A 19,442-nucleotide genomic window follows, 5' to 3' on the forward strand; every position below is an offset into this window, starting at 1 on the left:
TTGATGCTATTTAAAGAACTTAAAAAAAATCATGTATCGATATGGGCTTATGAGAATAAATTAAAACTGGCATTTACAGGGGAAACACCCCCTGTCCAGCTTATTGATAAGGTTAAGAAGAAAAGGGAAAACATATTAACTTTCTTACATGAAGAGAACATTTTCTCCGAAGAGGATTTCAAACGTTTTACCTTTAATGGCATTGAAGTGATATTTCCTGCCACCAGTTTACAACAGGGGTTTATTTATCATCATCTGACTCAACCACAGGATGATGCCTATCGCATGCAATTGCTGTTGGATTATCACACCAATATCGACTTTACCGCCTATCAACAAGCCTGGTCGCTGGCCTCCCTGCGTTTCCCTATCCTCAGAACCGCATTTGATTGGGAAGGGGAAATTTTGCAGATTATCACTGCGGGTGCCAGTATCAATTCAGCGAATTTCAAGAGTAAAGATATCAGCCAATTACCAGAAACAGAGCGAAACAAGGCGATTGAAGCAATCCAACAACATGACCGTACCTTGCCTTTTGATTTAAGCCAGCCCGGATTAATCCGCTTCACTTTCATCAAGCAAAATGAACAATGGGTAACCGTGCTGATCACCCAACATCACTGTATTGCCGATGGCTGGAGTAACTCGATTTTATTACAGGCTGTACATGAATATTACAATCAACTGATAAAGCGACAAGTACCGCAGGTTGACGTAGAACAGGCTTATCTGGCAACCCAGCAATATCATCTGGATCATAAAGTTGAAACAGAAGCCTATTGGGCGCAGCGCAAAACTCACTTTCAGGGAGCCAACGATCTTTCTGCGCTGCTAAGTCAGCATGTTGATTTAACGCTGATAAAAACCGTTGAAAAGCCAGCCGAACAAGCGCTTATTGTGCGAGGAGACGCCTATACGCAACTTAAGGATATGTGCCGAATGCAAGGTGTTACCCTGAATGTGGTACTGCAATTTGCCTGGCATAAATTACTGCACAGTTACACCGGAGATGAACAGACCATTGTCGGTACTACTGTATCCGGACGCGATGTACCGGTAAAGGGTGTTGAGTCTAGTGTCGGCTTGTATATCAATACGTTACCGTTAACAGTGCAATGGAACCAGGCTGACAGCGTAGCTGCTATATTGCAAGAGATACAACAGGATATCGCCGCACTCAACAGCCACAGTGCGATATCGCTTGCCGGCTTACAATCCGATGGGAAACGGTTATTCCACAGCCTGCTGGTTTTTGAAAACTACCCTGAGCCTGTAGCGAACGAAAACGAGGACGGCATTGAAAACACCCTGACATTCCGTCAGGTTTTCGAAAAAGTGGATTATCCGGTATCGCTGAAGGCTTATGAACAGGATAACAGCCTGATCGTCAAGTTAGGCTACGGTGAAGACTGGCTGACAGATAAACAAGCGCAACGCTTACTTTATCAGCTTGAACGTATTCTACACGCTGTAGCCTGTGATCCACACCAGCTTCATACTTCTATCTTGTTCCTTAGTGAAGAAGAGCGTCATACCCTACTGCACACCTGGAATCAGACTGATGCGCCTTACCCGCAAGATAAAACCTTACAGCAACGCTTTGAAGTACAGGCTGAAAAGACACCGGATAATGTGGCACTGGTATTTGAAGGGGAAATCCTAACCTACCGGCAATTAAATCAACGGGCCAATCAGTTAGCCCGTGTTATTCGTGAACGTTTTCAGCAGTACAATGATGCCCCTTTGCAAGCAGACACCCCCATCGCCCTCTACCTTGACCGCAGTCTGGAAATGGTGATTAGTATCTTAGCAGTGCTGAAAGCCGGCGGCGCTTATGTGCCTATATCCCCCGAATATCCCCCGGAACGGGTGCAGTTTATTCTGCAAGATACCGGAAGCCTGTGCGTACTCACCCAAAAACGACATCTGGCAACACTCGCGGGATCACCGATATCGATAGCGGCAGATGACCAAACAATCATCAGGGATCAGTCCGTGGAAAATTTGGTTCCGGTCAATAAACCTACTGATTTGGCCTATATCATCTATACATCAGGCACCACAGGACAGCCTAAAGGCGTCATGATTGAGCATAAAAATGTGGCTCATCTGGTGGCGGCACAGGCAGAACTGTTTGATATCACAAAGCGAAAAAAAGCCTTAATGTTTGCGGCCTATGTCTTTGATGCCTCGGTTTCCGAACTGTTTCTCAGTTTACTGCATGGCCTGACGGTCTATCTGTGCAGCGAAACAGAACGCAATGCACCGGCCGTTGCACAACTGATCCAACGCGAAGGTATTGAAATCGTTACCTTACCCCCGGCTATATTGAAATTATTAGTTGGTACTAAGTTATCTTCCTTACAGTTATTAGTGACGGCCGGTGAATCACCGTCCTTAAATTTTCTTGATTATTTCAGCCATCACTGTGATGTAGTGAATGCGTACGGTCCGACCGAAATCACCGTTTGTGCGACTGGAAAGCGCTATCAACATGGAGACATTGCCAGCAATATTGGTAAAGCAGTTAATAACGTTCGTCTGTATGTTTTTGACAAACAGGACAACCTGTCCCCCATCGGTGCATCAGGCGAGTTATACATCGGCGGTGCCGGATTAGCACGCGGTTATTTAAATCATCCAGAACTCACTGCCGAACGTTTCGTGCCAAATCCCTTTGCCACCCCAGAAGACAAAGCCAACGGCTATACCCACCTGTACAAAACCGGCGACTTAGTTCGCTGGCTACCGAATGGGGAGCTGGAATATCTGGGGCGCAATGATTTTCAGGTTAAAATTCGCGGCTATCGCATTGAACTGGGGGAAATCGAAAGTGCCCTGACCTCACACCCACAGATAAAACAGGCAGTGGTCATTGATCGCGAGCATAAAGGAAATAAGGTACTGATCACGTACTTGGTCACAGATAGCACGCTATCCGATGACACCCTGATTAGATATCTTTCTACCCGCTTGCCAAACTATATGCTGCCTGCCAACTTTACCCGCATTGAATCCATACCTTTAACCCTCAACGGCAAGCTGGATCGCCGCGCCCTGCCAGAGCCGAAATGGGAAAACCGCGACAGTTATATAGCGCCCCGTAATGACTTAGAAACCCAGTTGTGTGCCATTTGGCGGGAAGTGTTAGGGCTGGAGAGAATTGGCATTGAAGACAATTTTTTCCGTGTTGGTGGCGATTCCATAATCAGCATCAAACTGGTTTCCAGGCTGCGACGGGCTGGCTTTTCCCTGCAAGTCAAATCGATCTTTGAAGCACCAACGGTAGAGCGGTTAGCGCAACTGCTGACACAAACTTCATCCCATGTATCTGTAGTGGCTGAACAGGGATTATTGAATGGGGAATTTGGTCTATTGCCTATCCAGCAAGATTTTTTCAACTGGAATTTATCAAGCCCGCATCATTGGAATCAGGCATTTATGATCCGTCTGCCAGGCAATATCAGTCATGCTGCTATTGAACAGACGTTAATCGCACTGACTGAGCGGCATGATATGCTACGCGCTCATTTTATTAATACCGAACAGGGTTATCGCCAGTGTTATCCCACAGGAATTCCCCCCTGGTTGCCCACATTACCGCATTGTGATTTTAATGAATTGGATCAACAACAACTGACCCAATGGCAAAGTGGCTTCAATTATTGCACTGGCCCTTTGTGGCAAGCCGCTCATCTGACCGGATATTCCGATGGCAGCGCCCGCGTATTCTTCGCCTTTCATCATCTGATTATTGATGTCGTGTCCTGGCGAATTATTGCGGAAGATATGCGCAGATTGCTGCAAGGCGAAACGCTGCCAGCGAAAACCAGTAGCTATCGGCAATGGGTTAATGCAGTCCATCGCTATGCAGAGCACCATCAACAGGAAATTCTCTATTGGCAGCAAGCCATGGCTGAAAACCATGTCTACTCTGCTTCGCATGAAATGAGCCAACACAGGTTGAGTGTTTCCGCCGAATTAACCGACATTCTGCTACGTGAAGCCAATGCCGGTTACCATACCGAAATTAACGACTTATTGCTTAGCGCCCTCACATTAGCATTACAGACTATTTTCTCACATCCAGTTAACCACATTATGCTTGAAGGTCATGGACGGGAAGCGATTGATAACACACTGGATGTTTCAGAAACCGTCGGCTGGTTTACAACCACCTATCCTGTTCGTCTGGTAATGCAGGACAATATTGCTGAGACGATTATTCACACAAAAGAGATGCTGCGTGCCGTGCCAAACAAAGGTATCGGTTATGGCGCATTACGTCAGGCCGGATATCTGTCGGAAGATTTACCGATAATTGGCTTCAATTATCTCGGGCAGTTAGGCACAGGAACTGAACAAAACTGGTCACTGATCAGCGACGACTGTGGAACCGTCGTGGCAGATGATAACCATAGTCATTTGTTATTGAATATTAATGGCTTAATTCAAACGGGCAGGTTGCAATTTAGTCTCAGTTCGTCCTTATCACAAACTCAGACACAGAAATTTATCACAGCCTTTGAGCAGGCACTTAATTCTGTTATCACCGCGGGTCAAAAACAGGCTCAATTGGGCGGAATAAAAACGCCCAGTGACTACGGTATTGAAGGGATCTCAATCAAACTTTTGCGTCATCTTCAACAGACATATCAAATTGAAGCACTGTACCCCGCAACCAGCTTGCAGCAGGGGTTTATTTATCATCATCTGGCTCAACCACAGGATGATGCTTATCGCGTGCAACTGCTATTGGATTATCACACTCAACTCGACCTTGCCGCCTACCAACAGGCCTGGGTTCTAACCTCACTGCGCTTTCCCATCCTCAGAACAGCATTTAATTGGGAAGAAGAGGTTTTGCAGATTGTGACTGACGGGGCAAGCCTTGATTCGACAAATTTTATTACCAAAGATATCAGTCACTTACCGTCAGAAGAGAAAGTCAGGGCAATTAAAGCGATCCAACAACATGATCGCACCTTACCCTTTGATTTACGTCAGCCCGGTTTAATCCGCTTTACCTTAATTAAACAGCGTGAACAACGGGTAACGGTGCTGATCACACAACACCACAGTATTACTGACGGTTGGAGTAACCCCATTTTATTGCAAAATGTGCATGAATATTACAACCAACTCGCACAAAAACGCGTTCCCCAAATAGTGGCAGATAAAGCCTATCTGGCAACCCAGCAATATTATCTGGAACACAAAGCCGGATCTGAAATCTATTGGGAGAAGCGCAAAGCACAATTTCAGGGAACCAACAATCTTTCTGCTCTGTTAAGTCATCACGTTGATTTAAACCTGATAAGAGCGATTGAAAAACCCGCGAGGCAAACTATTTCCGTCCAGGAAAACGTATATCAACAACTTAAGAAAATGTGTCGTGAACAAGGCATTACCCTGAACGTAGTCTTGCAATTTGCCTGGCATAAATTACTGCACAGTTACACTGGAGATGAGCAGACTATTGTCGGCACCACCGTATCCGGACGCGATATACCGGTAGACGGTATTGAATCCAGCGTCGGCCTGTATATTAATACGTTGCCATTAATGGTGCAGTGGGATAATACCCATAGGGTTATTAGTGTTTTACAAGCTATACAGAAAGATATCGCTGCACTCAACAGCCACAGTGCCGTCTCACTTGCCAGTTTGCAATCCGACGGAGAACGGTTATTCCATAGCCTGTTTGTCTTTGAAAACTACCCCATCCCCGTGGCAAACGAAAATGAAGGAGGTATTGAGAATACCCTGATATTCCGCCAGGCCATCGAAAAAGTGGACTATCCGGTGTCGTTAATGGCCTATGAGCAGAATAACTGTCTTACGGTTAAATTGGGTTATGGTGAAGATTGGCTGACCGACAAACAAGCACAGCGCTTGTTGCATCAGCTTGAACGCATTCTACACGCTGTGGCCGGTGATCCACACCAGCTTCATACCACCATCTTGTTCCTCAGTGAAGCAGAGCGTTATACCCTGCTGCACACCTGGAACCAGACCGATGCCCCTTACCCGCAAGATAAAACCTTACAGCAACTTTTTGAAGTACAGGCAGAAAGGACGCCAGATAATGTGGTACTGGTGTTTGAAGGGGAAACCCTGACCTACCGGCAGTTAAATCAACGGGCAAATCAGTTAGCCCGTGTTATTCGTGAACATTATCAGCAATATAAAGAGGCCCCTCTGCCAGCAGACACCCCTATCGCCCTCTATCTTGACCGCAGTCTGGAGATGGTCATCAGTATTCTGGCGGTACTGAAAGCCGGTGGCGCTTATGTGCCTATTTCCCCGGCATATCCGCCGGAGAGGGTGCAGTTTATTCTGCAAGATACCCAAAGCCCGTGTGTCCTTACCCAGCAACACTATCTGACAGCACTGGCAGAATATACTCAAGCGCTGAGAAAGCCGCCGATACGGATAGCGGCAGATGACCAAACTCTCACCAGAGATCAGTCAGTAGAAAATTTGGCATCCGTCAATAATCCTGCCGACCTGGCCTATATTATCTACACCTCAGGCACCACGGGGCAGCCTAAAGGCGTCATGATCGAACATAAAAATGTGGCCCATCTGGTGGCAGCACAGGCAGCACTGTTTGATATCACAAAGCGAAAAAAAGCCTTAATGTTTGCGGCTTATGTCTTTGATGGTTCCGTTTTCGAACTGTTTTCCAGTTTACTGCATGGCCTGACGGTCTATCTGTGCAGCGAAACAGAGCGCAATGCCCCGGCCGTTGCACAACTGATCCAGCGCGAAGGTATTGAAATCGCCGCCCTGCCTCCTGCCATACTGAAGTTATTAATCGGCACTGAGTTCCCCTCTTTGCAGTTATTGGTGACCGCAGGAGAAGCCCCATCCCTAGATTTCCTTGACTATTTCAGCCATCACAGCGATGTATTCAACTCTTACGGCCCGACCGAAGTGACCGTTTGTGCCAGCGGCAAGCACTACCAATCCGGGGAGATTGCCCGCAATATTGGCAGAGCCATTAATAACGCCCGTCTGTATGTCGTTGACAAACAGGGTAACTTATCTCCTATCGGTGCGACGGGGGAGTTATATATCGGCGGTGCCGGACTGGCACGGGGGTATTTAAACCGGCCTGAACTCACCGCTGAGCGTTTTGTTGAGAATCCGTTTGCCTCAGCAGCAGATAAAGCCCGTGGCTATACCCGTTTGTACAAAACCGGTGACTTAGTCCGCTGGCTGCCGAACGGGGAGCTGGAATATCTGGGACGCAATGATTTTCAGGTTAAGATCCGGGGCTACCGTATCGAATTAGGGGAAATCGAAAACGCCCTGACTTCACACCCACAGGTCAAACAGGCGGTGGTGACTGACCATGAACACAACGGGAATCAAGTGCTGGTGGCATATCTGGTCACCGAGGGCGAGCTGTCGGATGATACTCTGATTCGGTATCTTTCCACCCGCCTGCCGGACTATATGCTGCCCGCCAGTTTTACCCGTATTGAATCTGTACCCTTAACCCTCAACGGTAAACTGGACCGCCGTGCCCTGCCAGCACCGGTATGGGATAATCGGGACAGTTATATAGTGCCCCGTAATGCACTGGAAGCCCAATTATGTGCTATTTGGCAGGAAGTGTTAGGTTTGGAGCGGGTGGGGATTGAAGATAACTTCTTCCGCATTGGTGGTAATTCCCTGACTGCGATTAAGCTGACGGCAGCGATTCACCACACCCTTGGGCTTGAGGTTTCACTGACACAACTCTTTGAACGCAAAACCATTGCCGGTCTGGTGACCCAGAGGGGACAACCCGTCAATACGGTTATCCCTCACCGTGAACAGGAGCACTATCCCTTATCCTTTGCTCAGGAGCGAATGCTATTTATCGAGCAGTTTGAACAGGGCACCGATGCCTACCATATCCCTTATCTGGTGCAACTGGATAATGCCGCCTGTCTGCCCGTGTTAGAAACCGCCATTAACCGATTAGCGCAGCGCCATGCCGTGATAAGAACGGTATACCCCCATCATGATGGTGGACAGCATTACCAGCAGATACTGGACAGGCCGTTGGTTATCAGGGCAATACCGCCCTGTGATGATATTGACACGCTTCTGGATACCATACGCACTGAGACAGCCACGCCATTTGATTTGACCACCGAACCCGGTCTGCGCCTCTGTCACTATGCCCTGGCCGATAAGCATTACTTCCTGATGTTATGGCACCATATCGCCATTGATGGCTGGGCCATCGACATTTTTATGCGTGAACTGGCCGAGATTTACCCAGCCTTGTTAGCCGGCCGTGACAGCCGGTTGCCCGTTCTGGATATCACCTATGGCGATTATGCCGCCTGGCAGCGGGAATATTTACAGGGCGATGTGCGTGAACGCCAGCTCGCTTACTGGCGACAGACCTTAGCCCACTACGAAACCCTGGCCTTGCCAACAGACGCCCCCAGACCCGCTCAGGTCAGTTATCAGGGACGGGACTTCAATTTTACGCTGGATGCCCCCCTCTCTGACCAGCTCAGAATGCTGGCAAAAAATCAGGAAACCACCCTGTATACCGTGCTGCTCAGCGGCTTTTATGTCACGCTGGCAAAACTATCCGGCCAAAACGATATCGTACTGGGCACACCAACTGATAACCGGCATCACGCCCAAACTCAATCCCTGATAGGGATGTTTGTCAACTCTCTGGTCTTGCGGGCACAGCTTGTGCTGACAGACAATGTCGCCACCCTGATTCAACAAATTCATCAGTTGCTTGCCGATGCCAAAGCGCATCAGGACATGCCGTTTGAACAACTGCTTGACGCTCTGGCAATTGAGCGTGACCCCGCCCGTCATCCGATTTTTCAGGTTATGTTTGGCTTACACCGTGTTGGGGAACACCGGCCAGATGAAGCCAGACTGCCGTTTCAGCCGGTGACATTAGATGAATCCCTGTACAGCCCCGCCAAGTTTGACCTGAGCCTGTTTCTGTCCGAGGGACAACCCGCTATTACAGGCAACCTGAATTACGCGGTCAGCCTGTTTAACGACACCACCATGGCACGGCTGGCCGCTATCTACCAACGGGTGCTGGCCGCCTTCGTGACAGACCCGCAACAATCGCTGGCGGGGATTGATATCCTGTCGGCCCCGGAGCGCCATACCCTGCTGCACACCTGGAACCAGACCGATGCCCCTTACCCGCAAGAGAAAACCTTGCAGCAGCTCTTTGAAGTACAGGCAGCAAAGACGCCGGATAATATAGCGCTGGTATTTGAAGGGGAAACCCTGACCTACCGGCAATTAAACCAACGGGCCAATCAGTTAGCCCGGATTATTCGTGAACATTGTGCCCCCATGCCAGCAAATACCCCCATCGCCCTCTATCTTGACCGCAGTCTGGAGATGGTCATCAGTATTCTGGCAGTGCTGAAAGCCGGTGGCGCGTATGTACCGATTTCCCCGGCATATCCACCAGAGCGGGTACAGTTTATTCTGCAAGATACCCAAAGCCCGTGCCTCCTCACCCAGCAACGGTATCTGACAGCACTGGCGGAATATGCTCAGGCACGGGCAGAGCCGCCGATACGGATAGCGGCAGATGATCAAACCCTCACCAGAAATCAGTCAGTGGAAAATTTGGCATCCGTCAATAATCCTGCCGATCTGGCCTATATTATCTACACCTCGGGCACCACGGGGCAGCCCAAAGGCGTCATGATTGAGCATAAAAATGTGGCTCATCTGGTGGCAGCACAGGCAACATTGTTTGATATCGCAAAGCGCAAAAAAGCCCTAATGTTTGCGGCTTATGTCTTTGATGCCTCGGTTTCTGAACTGTTTGTCAGTTTACTGCATGGCCTGACGGTCTATCTGTGCAGCGAAACAGAGCGCAATGCACCGGCCATTGCACAACTGATCCAGCGTGAAGGCATTGAATTAGCCACCTTACCCCCAGCCATATTAAAAATGTTAATTGGCACTGAATTGCCCTCTTTACAGTTACTGGTGACCGCGGGAGAAGCCCCGTCTTTAGATTTTCTTGACTATTTCAGTCATCACTGCGAGGTACTGAATGCGTACGGCCCGACCGAAGTGACCGTTTGTGCCAGCGGCAAGCACTACCAATCCGGGGAAATGGCCAACAATATCGGTAAGGCCATCAATAATGTTCGTCTATATGTTATTGACCAACAAGGTCATCCATCTCCTATTGGCACACCAGGCGAATTGTATATTGGCGGTGCCGGACTGGCACGGGGGTATTTAAACCGACCTGAACTCACCGCTGAACGTTTTGTTGAGAACCCGTTTGCGTCAGAAGCAGATAAAGCCTGTGGTTATACCCGATTGTACAAAACCGGCGACTTAGTCCGCTGGCGGCCGAACGGGGAGCTGGAATATCTGGGGCGTAATGATTTTCAGGTTAAAATCCGTGGCTATCGCATTGAGTTGGGAGAAATCGAAAACGCCCTGACTTCACACTCACAGGTCAAACAGGCGGTGGTGATTGACCATGAGCACAAAGGGGATCAAATACTGGTGGCGTATCTGGTCACCGACGGTGTACTGCACGATGATACCTTGGTTCGGTATCTTTCCACCCGCTTGCCAGACTATATGCTGCCCGCCAACTTTACCCGTATCGAATCCGTACCGTTAACTCTCAACGGCAAGCTGGATCGCCGCGCCCTGCCAACACCGGTATGGGGCAAGAGTGACAACTATATTGTTCCCCGTAATGCACTGGAAGCCCAGTTATGTGCTATTTGGCAGGATGTGTTAGGTTTGGAACGGGTAAGCATTGAAGATAACTTCTTCCGCATTGGTGGTAATTCCCTCATAGCGATTAAATTAACTACAGCAATGCGTAATGAAATAAACGTTGATATTCCTTTAAATATTCTATTTAGCTACAAATGCATTTCCTTGTTATCCCAATGGTTGGAAGCCGGTAGCGCTACATCTAATTTACTTAATTTTTTAACACCAGAATCAACCGCAAGCAATAAACTGTTTATGATCCATGCAGTTAATTGCGGTAGTGAAGTCTATGAGCCTCTGGCAAATGTTTTATCTGATACGTATAACTGCATCGGTATCGATAATTACAATCTTTCCACAGAGCATAAAATCGATTCATTACGACAGATAGCACAGATCTACATGCAATTAATCTTAACCGAAACTTCCATTGATAAACCTATCCGTATTCTAGGCTGGTCATTAGGAGGACAATTAGCGATAGAGATTGCATTTCAATTGGAACAACTTGGTGCAAAAGAGATTCAGTTGTTTTTATTAGATACCGTCATTAATAATGATGAGATAAAAGAACTCAGAAATAAATTAGATATATCAAATGCATATAACAAGGTTGTCAGAAAGTTACAGGAAATGGGAGCAAACGAAACTTATATCAATAAAGTATTAGAAGCAATACCCTTTGAGTCTGAAATAGCGAACTGTCATTTAAGCGGAAAATTAGCACATACAAATATCACTTTATTTAAGGCTGGTCAGGCAAACCCACATCATAAAGAAGAAGCAGGACTTACCATGAGTCAACTGATAATCAAAACACCAGATAACAATATTTCACAATGGTCAATCAAACCATTAGTCATTAAGTTGATTGATGATTGTTATCACGAAAATATTATTGAGTCTGTTTCCAGTATCAGTGCAGAAATAATTAACACATTGTCAATTAAGGATGATATATCAATATAGAGTAACTTAACGAGGCCAGTGCCGCTGGCCTCATCTTTTCTTACGTCTTTATTATTAGAAATGGCGTATTTTTCCAGTCGCCATTAATGATGCCTTCATCGCTAACAACTACGGTAACCATACTCTTTTACAACAATGCTCAACATATGGCTAAAATCTGTTGGACACAGACAGGTTTCAAACAAAAAGAAAAATCCGTATAATCCAGCCCCTGCAAAGGATCCGTATAGGAAATCTACAGCCGATATAATCGGCAATGTGAGAAGTCGCAATGAATCAAAAAGATACGAGAAAAGAAACACTTGAATTCAACAAACTCCAAAAACGCCTGCGGAGAAACGTTGGTAATGCCATTATTGATTACAATATGATTGAAGACAACGATGTTGTAATGGCATGTATCAGTGGTGGCAAAGATTCATTCGCGATGTTAGATATTCTGTTGAATCTGCAAAAAGCAGCGCCAATAAAATTCAAAGTCGTTGCCGTGAACCTTGATCAGAAACAGCCTGGCTTTCCTGAGCACATTTTACCCCAATATTTTGAAAGCCTGGATATTCCATACTACATTGTCGATAAAGATACCTATTCAGTAGTTAAAGAAAAAATCCCTGAAGGCAAAACTACCTGTGGATTGTGCTCAAGGCTACGTCGCGGTACTCTCTATTCTTTCGCAGAAAAAATCGGGGCAACAAAAATTGCACTGGGACATCATCTTGATGACATCGTTGAAACACTGTTCCTGAATATGTTCCATGGCGCACGTATGAAAGCGATGCCGCCAAAATTACGCTCTGACGATGGCCGTAATGTCGTTATAAGGCCGCTGGCATATTGCAGGGAAACAGACCTGATTGAGTATGCGGAAAGCAAAAAATTCCCAATCATTCCTTGCAACTTATGTGGTTCCCAAGAAAACTTACAGCGACAGGCGATCAAAGCAATGTTAGTAGATTGGGATAAGAAAACACCAGGCCGGGTAGAGAATATTTTTAAGTCTATTCAGAATGTTAGCCCAAGCCAATTGGCAGACAAAACGATTTTCGATTTTGTCAACTTGCCATTGCATCGTGAGGGGGAAAGGGAAGAGTATGCTTTTAACGAAGCAGTGGTATCGTCAACGAATATTAATGAATCACTGTTTATCGATGTGACAAACATTTAAAAATAAGCCGTTTTTATACAGGCTGTTTAAATTCTGTCAAAAAAATAGCCGATACTAAAACAAGTATCGGCATAATTAATGAGCAATTATTCTGTGTAAAACTCAATATGAGAAAAACTACAATTATGGAGTACAACGTTCAACGTTGTATTCACCTGCGGAACCTATGATGCCTTAATTATGGCTATCGATTATTGATTTATCTCAAACCCTATAGCCATTTGCTTCGCCTTAGCCACCACGCAAAAGCCACCATTAATAGTGACAACAAAAGCGTGAAGAAGCCGAACCCAAACCGATATTCATTACCGGGTATTCCCCCCAGGTTAACACCGAATAACCCCGTCAAAAAGGTAGTTGGCAAGAATACCATCGCCAATAGAGACATCATGTAAGTACGGCGGTTCATGGCATCCGCCATCATGGACGTGATCTCATCAGCAAGAATTGCGGTGCGGGCAATACAACCATCAAGATCATCGATTCCCCTGCCCAACCGGTCAGCAATCTCCTGCATTAAACGGCGCTCTTCATCATTCATCCAAGGCAATTTTTCACTGGCCAAACGGATAAAAATATCTCGCTGTGGTGCCATATATCGGCGCAGAACGATTAGCTGTTTACGCAATAATACTAATTCTCCGCGACCAGGAACTTTCTGCTCCAAAATATCATCTTCAAACTCAATCAGGTTGTCATGTAGCTCTTCAATAAAGTCATTGGCTTCATCAGTAATGGCCCCCGCTATTTCTACAAACCAATTCCCTGTACTTTTCGCACCAACACCGTTATGCAAATCAGCCAAGACCTGATCGATGGAATGAATTTTTCGATGCCGGCTGGAGATAATAATTTTGTCATTAATATAGATGCGAAATGAAACCAGATGATCGGGACGCGCATTATCATTACGGTTCACCGATCTCAAGGTAATCAAAGTTCCTTCACCTGTGCGCACGACCTTTGGACGAATATTATCACTCACTAACCCCTCCTTTACTGGGAACGGTAGCAAGGTTGTATTCATAATCCATTGATGGCTAGCCGGATTTTTATAATCAAGATGTTGCCACACTGGTTGCTCTGCGGTTACGAGTGAATCTTCCCCAAACGCCGTAACGCCTCCCTTGCCATTTAATTGACAAGCATAAATTGCATTTGAACCTTTAAATACCGAGCCATAGATCGTTTCCACATCTGCTCCTTGTTTGTACTTAAATTTCGTGCTTACTCTTCATGACTATAGGCGACACCTTCAGGATTGGTGAACGGATATCCTTTTAACCACGGTTTGATCAATCGACCATCGGTATATACGCATTAAACTTCAAGTTGCAATTTACAACACGCTATGAAACTTGATTTCTCCCCGCTTCGCGGGGAGAAATCACACGCATCTTCAAGTTAGATTGGTATAGTGACTTTTTTCAATACGGTATTTTTGTGATAAATAAATTATAAGATATTGTTAATTAAAAGAAGGATGAATATTTCTGAATATTTTATCTATTTTTGTGGGCAAGATCGCACTATTCCTTTACACTGGCGGCGTAGTTTACTTTATAGAGGGATTAAATCATGACACAAACAGTCAAGTTTCAAGGTGGTAATATCACCGTTAACGGAGATTTTCCACAAACAGGTCAGGCAGCAAAAGAATTCACGCTAGTCGCTAAAGATCTCGCTGATGTAGCATTGAGCCATTACGCAGGTAAGCGTAAGGTGCTTAATATCTTCCCAAGCATTGACACCGGTGTTTGTGCCACATCTGTCCGTAAATTTAACCAACTTGCCAGCGAATTGGATAATACTGTTGTGCTGTGCATTTCAGCTGATTTGCCTTTTGCTCAGTCTCGTTTCTGTGGTTCTGAAGGTCTGTCTAATGTTGTCACTCTTTCTACACTGCGTGGCGGGAAATTTCAGGAAGATTATGGCGTTGCAATAAGCGAAGGTCCATTAGGTGGACTGACTGCACGCGCAGTTGTTATTTTGGATGAAAATAACCAAGTTATTTATAGTCAATTGGTCGATGAAATCACCAGTGAACCTGATTATGACAGCGCATTAACCGCATTGAAATAATTATTTTATTATTGCTTGGTTTTTTAACACAGCAACGCATTTTTTAAGACTTAGTCTTTAAAACTTATTTCCTAGCGACGATAAAATCATAATTAATTATTTTATCGTCGCCAGCTTATTTTATATATACCAATCGTAATTGAAGATGCGCGTGATTTATCCCCGCTTCGCGGGGAGAAATCAAGTTTCATAGCGTGTTGTAAATTGCAACTTGAAGTTTAATGCGTATAAGATATTGTTAAAAGCAGTAATATTTCAGCGATTATTCATCGTCTTCATGTTCAACTAAGTGTTTCTTACCACTCAGGCCATATTCACGTAATTTATTAGCGATTGCCGTGTGAGAAACGCCAAGCCGTTTTGCCAGCTTACGCGTACTGGGATAATGACAATAAAGACGTGTCAACACAGCGCGTTCAAAACGCTTGCTGATTTCATCCAAAGAACCCACCAGAATATCTTCATTAAATGTTACCTCAGCCTCTGGTTCAGGTAACCGGATATCCTGCGGACTGAGTTTGTTACTCTCAAGTTGAGTCAATGCCTGATATATCGCATTGCGAAGCTGTCTGACATTACCCGGCCAATGATAACCACACAAAAATTGCTCTAACTCAGCAGAGAACTTAGGTTTATGTAAGCCCTGTTCTTGCGCAAAACGTGTTGCAAAATAGTCCGTCAATGGCATGATATCCGCCTGACGCTCCCGCAAAGGCGGTAATGTGATGGTTAAAACATTCAGCCGATAATAAAGATCTTCCCGAAACGCCCCTTTTTGTACCAACTCAATTAAGTTTTTCTGAGTGGCACAAATGATTCGGACGTTTACCTTAACTTCATTCTCTTCACCTACACGACGAAATGTTCCATCATTCAAGAAACGCAGTAATTTAGTCTGCATCTGTGGCGACATTTCACCGATTTCATCTAACAAAACCGTACCGCCATTAGCCTGTTCAAAGAATCCTTTTTTGCCTTCCAATGCATTGGGGTAAGCTCCCGCTGCATAACCAAACAGCTCACTTTCTACAACATCATCCGGCATGGAAGCACAATTTAGCCCAAGAAAAGGCTGTTTTCCCCTTGCACTGCGCAAGTGACAGGCCTTAGCAAATTCATCTTTTCCCGTTCCTGTCTCACCGACAAGCAGTAAAGGAACATCAAGCATCGCCATTTTACGTGCCTGCTCAACAACATGAACCATTTTAGGACTGACGGCAATAATCTGTTCAAAAGCGTTATCACCATTTTCGGTTAATTTTTTGCGTGACGATGTGGAGCGGTGTTCACCAAAACGCAACATAATTACCGCCCCTGCACATCTAATACCCTGATTTTCATCCATTAATTGCATGGGAATAATATCCATCCCATAATCTTGCCCTTTGATGGATAATTGGGCTGTATGGTGTTGATGATGCTCACTTTCAAGCCAGCGAAGGAAATTGTAATTGTTAATCAGATGACCAATGTTTTTTTGGCTAATTTTTTCTTTGCTGACACCAAACAACGCCAAAGCCGCAGAGTTAACCAGTTCAACATTGCCTTTCATGTCAATAGAAAAGATGGGGTCAGGAACCGATTCCAACAGTGTCCACATCGCCCTATGCTCTTTCTCTGATGGCATAAAGGCAACCGTCCTGACATCAATGACGCCATTGATACGACGAATTTCTGCCATCAACTCACGGAAGATATTGAAATCAATTTGAGTGAAATTAAGGTAAATACGACATGCAGGAGAAATTTCAATTCCTTTCAGGTCAATATTTCGTAAAACCAGTAAATCAAGTAATTCGCGGGTTAACCCAATTCGATCCTGACAAGTCACTTCCAATCGCATTTTTCTGACCTTATTGACACGATGTTCTTAACTGTCTGAATGTTACCCGTTACTCTCCAATAGATGAAGCCCTTGTCAGCAAAAGTTTACAAAAAAACAAGATGTCAATCTGGTATGACAGTTGTTATTAATTGACTAGTTATCAATTAATGGGTTACTTTGCTGTTGTCTCTTTGGCCATACTTTTGTTTTTCATTGGTAACGTACTTTTAAGCTGAACAAATAATTGGTGACGAAAATCCCCTAACTTCGGTTTATCTCCATCAATCCACGGTAAAGGCCGACATAATTCCATTGCCTTGATGCCTAAACGGGCTGTCAATAATCCTGCGCCAATCCCTTGTGCGGCACGTGCAGAAAGACGAGCCGCAATGTCCTGTGACAACCAGTCCATACCCACTTCCCTGACTAATTCTGAGGCTCCGGCAAAGGCAATATTCAGCAATACTAACCGAAATAAGCGAATGCGGCTGAAATAACCTAACTCGATGCCATAAAGCGCTGCAATACGATTAATGAGTCGAATGTTTCTCCACGCAATAAAAGCCATATCCACGATAGCCAATGGACTGACAGCGATCATCAAAGCCGATTCCGCGGCTGAGCGACTGATTTCTTGCCTGGCTTGTGTATCCAAGACAGGCTGAACTAATTGACTGTATAGCATGACAATTTCACGATCATTGTGAGTCTCATGCACGGCAGCCTGCCAGCGCTGTAATGCCGGATGTTGCCGCCCAATACCAGCTTGTTCTGCTAATTTTTCACAAAATTGCCTTCCCTTGCCAATGCCGTGACTTTGCAATAGCGTTTTCGCAGTGTCTCGTTCTTCTGTACGCTGCCGCAAATGGTAAAGGCGCCGCCATTCCTTTATCACGCTGCCTATTCCCGCAAATACAATCATGCTGCCTGCCGCTGCGATCCCCAGTGCAATCCAGTCATGTTGCTGCCATGCCTGGTATATCCACTGAACACATTGGGCAACAACACTCATCCCCAACAACAGGACAGCACTGATAAAAACTTTTCGCCAAAAACTGCGTTTCGGTTTCAGCGCAGCATTCACTGCACCTTCAAATTCGCTTTCCTGCTCTTCCGCTTCCCGCTCCGACCTAACCGGATAGAATTCTTTTTCCTGCCCAGCGAATTCTTTTTTTGCTTTTAGTAATGGTTCGGACGAAGTTTGTGCAAGATCGTCAAAATCCATTCGCGGTTTCAACGGTTCGGTCATGTTAATTTGTCTCCCAATAAAAATTCCATCACGCTATCCATGCGTATGTGGGGTAACGGCGTGTTGATATTAGTTTGTTTTGGCCGAAATGATTCAAAATTAAATCCCTGTTTTTGCCAGAATTCACTATTCGGCAAGCGCTGTGGCACTTCGCCCGGAAAAAATGTCAATAATTTATCATCTGACAAGCGATTGCCTTTAATGGCAGGGATTTTTTCACCTTTATGCATGACAATGCCGCTCTCCGTTGCCTGAACAGACGCAAGCCCCACACAATCCATACTGATCCCTTCAAACGCCGCATTTTGCCATGCTTCCTGTACCAAATGCTGTAAGAGTGAAACGAGATTAGCATGTTGATCTGACGTAATATGATCTGCTTTGCTGGCAGCAAACAGCAATTTATCGATGCAAGGCGAAAATAAACGACGAAACAGTGTTCGTTTACCATAATGAAAACTCTGCATAAGTTGTGTTAATGCAAGTCGCATATCATTGAAAGCTTGCGGGCCACTATTTAATGGTTGCAAGCAATCCACCAGCACAATTTGCCGATCAAAACGCAGAAAATGCTCTTTATAGAACGCCTTAACGATATGATCACAGTAATAAGCAAAACGCTCACGCAACATACCGATGTTGGTGTGTTTATCCGCCTTTGCCAGTTGTGGCTCTCCGATTCTGTCAATATCCGGCCACGGGAAAAATTGCAACACGGGTGCTCCCGCCAGATCACCCGGTAAGATAAAACGGCCAGGTTGGATAAAATGCAAACCTTGCTGTTTACATTGATGCAGGTAGTCCGTATAAGCCTGAGCGATTTTGTCCAGTAAATTTTCATCAGCAGGCGCCAGTGGATCACATTGCTGGCATAACGCTAACCATGGCTTAGCCCAATTCGCTCTTTCTCCTTTCAGTAATCCATGCATATGCCGTGACCACGCCAGATAATTTTGTTCCAGCATGGATAAATCCAATAACCATTCGCCCGGATAATCGACAATTTCTAAATAAAGGGTAGAAGTTTCTTTGAGGTAGCGAAATAGGGAATCTTCAGAACGATAGCGCAACGCTAAACGTATTTCACTTACACCACGGGTTGGCGTCGGCCAGTTAGGGAGTGTGTCATATAATTCTGCGATGTTTTCATCATAGGTAAAACGAGGCACCCCAAAATCTCGCTGTGGCACTCGCTTCACACCAAGCAAACGCCCATCACGCACGGCAGAAAACAGCGGTAATCTGGCTCCACTGTGAACATGCAAAAGTTGGTTTACCAAGGAAGTAATAAATGCGGTTTTTCCACTGCGGCTTAATCCGGTTACCGCCAGTCGCAAATGACGGTCCATTCCACGATTAACGAGTGCTGTCAGTTCGTTTTGCAACCGTTTCATGTTTCT

7 protein-coding genes and 1 pseudogene are annotated in these 19,442 nt (G+C 45.5%); 3 read left to right on the forward strand and 5 right to left on the reverse strand.

All coding sequences use genetic code 11. The annotated features are described in order from the left end of the window. The first annotated feature begins 3 nt into the window (after positions 1–3). Together IQ209_RS18215 and ttcA are read left to right on the forward strand one after the other, a co-directional pair. Positions 4–11,721, forward strand: coding sequence for a non-ribosomal peptide synthetase (locus IQ209_RS18215; protein WP_228005720.1), 11,718 nt, complete (start codon positions 4–6; stop codon positions 11,719–11,721). A 271-nt stretch (positions 11,722–11,992) separates the two neighbouring features. After that, positions 11,993–12,886 (forward strand): tRNA 2-thiocytidine(32) synthetase TtcA, encoded by an 894-nt coding sequence (ttcA, locus tag IQ209_RS04335; RefSeq protein WP_189761323.1) that lies wholly within the window; start codon positions 11,993–11,995, stop codon positions 12,884–12,886. 211 nt (positions 12,887–13,097) lie between these two features. Here ttcA and zntB read toward each other — a convergent pair whose 3' ends face one another. Next, positions 13,098–14,081, reverse strand: coding sequence for a zinc transporter ZntB (gene zntB, locus IQ209_RS04340; RefSeq protein WP_193849333.1), 984 nt, complete (start codon positions 14,079–14,081; stop codon positions 13,098–13,100). A 32-nt stretch (positions 14,082–14,113) separates the two neighbouring features. After that, positions 14,114–14,200 (reverse strand): annotated as a pseudogene (locus IQ209_RS18705) (peptide ABC transporter substrate-binding protein); the annotation flags it as partial. A 264-nt stretch (positions 14,201–14,464) separates the two neighbouring features. Here IQ209_RS18705 and tpx point away from each other — a divergent pair. Beyond that, positions 14,465–14,968, forward strand: a complete 504-nt coding sequence (tpx, locus tag IQ209_RS04345; RefSeq protein WP_193849335.1) for a thiol peroxidase — start codon at positions 14,465–14,467, stop codon at positions 14,966–14,968. A gap of 262 nt (positions 14,969–15,230) precedes the next feature. Here tpx and tyrR read toward each other — a convergent pair whose 3' ends face one another. The 3 genes from tyrR to IQ209_RS04360 all read right to left on the reverse strand — a co-directional run bounded on the left by tyrR (position 15,231) and on the right by IQ209_RS04360 (position 19,436). Continuing rightward, complete coding sequence (gene tyrR, locus IQ209_RS04350) at positions 15,231–16,811, reverse strand: transcriptional regulator TyrR (RefSeq protein WP_193849337.1); 1,581 nt, start codon at positions 16,809–16,811, stop codon at positions 15,231–15,233. Between the two features lie 154 nt (positions 16,812–16,965). Next, entirely contained in the window at positions 16,966–18,042 is a 1,077-nt protein-coding gene (locus tag IQ209_RS04355) for a YcjF family protein (RefSeq protein ID WP_193849339.1), read from the reverse strand. Further along, positions 18,039–19,436 carry a YcjX family protein gene (locus IQ209_RS04360; RefSeq protein WP_193849341.1) on the reverse strand — a complete coding sequence of 466 codons (1,398 nt, stop codon included), beginning with the start codon at positions 19,434–19,436 and terminating at the stop codon, positions 18,039–18,041. Before IQ209_RS04360 ends, IQ209_RS04355 begins: the two co-directional genes overlap by 4 nt. Positions 19,437–19,442 lie beyond the last annotated feature (6 nt).

The organism is Xenorhabdus sp. BG5 (assembly GCF_015163665.1).
GTDB lineage: Bacteria > Pseudomonadota > Gammaproteobacteria > Enterobacterales > Enterobacteriaceae > Xenorhabdus.

Excerpts from the sequence above, each read along its gene's own strand:
- IQ209_RS18215 (WP_228005720.1), top strand. The coding sequence starts at position 4 with ATGCTATTTAAAGAACTTAAAAAAAATCATGTATCGATATGGGCTTAT.
- ttcA (WP_189761323.1), top strand. The coding sequence starts at position 11,993 with ATGAATCAAAAAGATACGAGAAAAGAAACACTTGAATTCAACAAACTC.
- tpx (WP_193849335.1), top strand. The coding sequence starts at position 14,465 with ATGACACAAACAGTCAAGTTTCAAGGTGGTAATATCACCGTTAACGGA.
- tyrR (WP_193849337.1), bottom strand. The coding sequence starts at position 16,811 with ATGCGATTGGAAGTGACTTGTCAGGATCGAATTGGGTTAACCCGCGAA.
- IQ209_RS04355 (WP_193849339.1), bottom strand. The coding sequence starts at position 18,042 with ATGACCGAACCGTTGAAACCGCGAATGGATTTTGACGATCTTGCACAA.
- IQ209_RS04360 (WP_193849341.1), bottom strand. The coding sequence starts at position 19,436 with ATGAAACGGTTGCAAAACGAACTGACAGCACTCGTTAATCGTGGAATG.